Annotated in this window: 2 protein-coding genes; both read right to left on the bottom strand. The window is 78.4% G+C overall.

Going from position 1 to position 1264, the window contains the following annotated elements:
- Positions 1 to 347: 347 nt before the first annotated feature.
- Positions 348 to 554: a hypothetical protein gene (locus FOE67_RS26070; protein ID WP_182667284.1), complete on the bottom strand. Its 207-nt coding sequence runs from the start codon at positions 552 to 554 to the stop codon at positions 348 to 350.
- A gap of 146 nt (positions 555 to 700) precedes the next feature.
- Positions 701 to 1264, bottom strand: a 564-nt coding sequence (locus tag FOE67_RS26065; RefSeq protein WP_498370722.1) for a DUF3761 domain-containing protein, incomplete at its 5' end; no start/stop codon positions are given.

The following is a 1264-nucleotide window of genomic DNA, read 5'->3' as shown; positions in this document are numbered from 1 at the left end:
CTCGGACCCCACGGCATCGCCCCGCCCCGACGGGCACGGCTCCGTCCCACACCGGCCGTGACACCCCGTCCGCGTCCCGGGCGCCGCCGTCCCGCACACCCGTGACCCCGGCCGGTCACCCGCACGTCCGCGATCGGCACGCGCCCGTCCGGCGCCCGTCCGGCGCCCCGACACGCGCCGCCGCACCGCCCCGGCCCGAAACGCGCGGCGCGCCGTTTCCGGCTCCGGGAAGCCGAACACGACGCGCCGACGCGACCGATGGCGCCGCGCGTCACCGGTGGGGGGTGTGTCCGCCGCCGCGCCCCACCCGGGGAGCCGGGTGGATCACGACGGGCGGATGGGCGATGTCAGAAGGCCAGCCAGGCGACCACGGCGAGGATGACGACACCCGCCGCGACACCCAGGATCAGGCCGAGCCTGGACCCGCCGGAGGACGCGGGGGTCGGGTTCGGACCGCTCCTCGTGTCGTCGTCGACGAACGCGCGGAACATCTGGGTGCTGCCGGCCGGATCGTGCTCCTGCGGGCCCTGCGGTGCATGGGGGTTGTGAGCCATGCGGGGGACCCTAGCGAACGCCCTTGCCACGGCGGTACCCGGGCGTCGGTTACCGGCCGCGCGCCCGGTCCACCCCGCACCCCCCGTCCGCGTCGGGCCCGCGCCGGGCGCGGGCCCGACGCGGGCCGGGCGCGGGCCGGGCGCGATCAGTTCGGCAGGAACCGCAACCACACGGCGACCCCGCCCTGATCCGCGCACGTCCCGCCCCGACGCTCCACGAACACCAGCGTCCCGTCGTTGCACCACGCCGCGGGTTCGAGCAACTCATCCCCCTCCCCTCCGGGAGGGGGATCGGTCTCGTCCCCGCCCTGCCAGGTCACCCCGGTCCCGTCGCCCCCCTCCTCCGTCGTCGCCGGCGACGACGGAGGCGCGGACTCGCCGGGGAACGTCTCCTCCGGGGGCGTGCTCTCCTCCCCTGCCCCGGTGGGGGGATCGGGGGGCACCGGCGCCCGCTCGGTCACCGTCTCCGTGACGGTGGTCGTCACCGCCGGAGGCTCCGGCGCCGCCTCCCCCACCTCCTCCACCACCGTCGGGCCGGGGGACGGGCCGGCCGGCACCGGTTCGTTGCCCGGCTCGGACCTCCTCGGCTCCCCGGAGGACTCGGCCCCCGCCGGCCCACCGGCCGCCGGACCGGCCGTGGCCGGGAGCGGCTCCCCGGGCCCGCCGTAACCGGGGAACGGCAACCCTGCCGTCCCTCCACCCCCCGGGCC

The sequence above is a fragment of the Streptomyces calidiresistens genome (genome assembly GCF_014141525.1).
In the GTDB taxonomy this organism is placed as follows: Bacteria; Actinomycetota; Actinomycetes; order Streptomycetales; family Streptomycetaceae; genus Streptomyces; species Streptomyces calidiresistens.
This window is presented reverse-complemented; position numbering and strand designations above follow the sequence as displayed.

Bases quoted from the DNA above. Each gene is read 5' to 3' on its own strand.
- FOE67_RS26070 (WP_182667284.1), bottom strand. From the start codon at position 554: ATGGCTCACAACCCCCATGCACCGCAGGGCCCGCAGGAGCACGATCCG.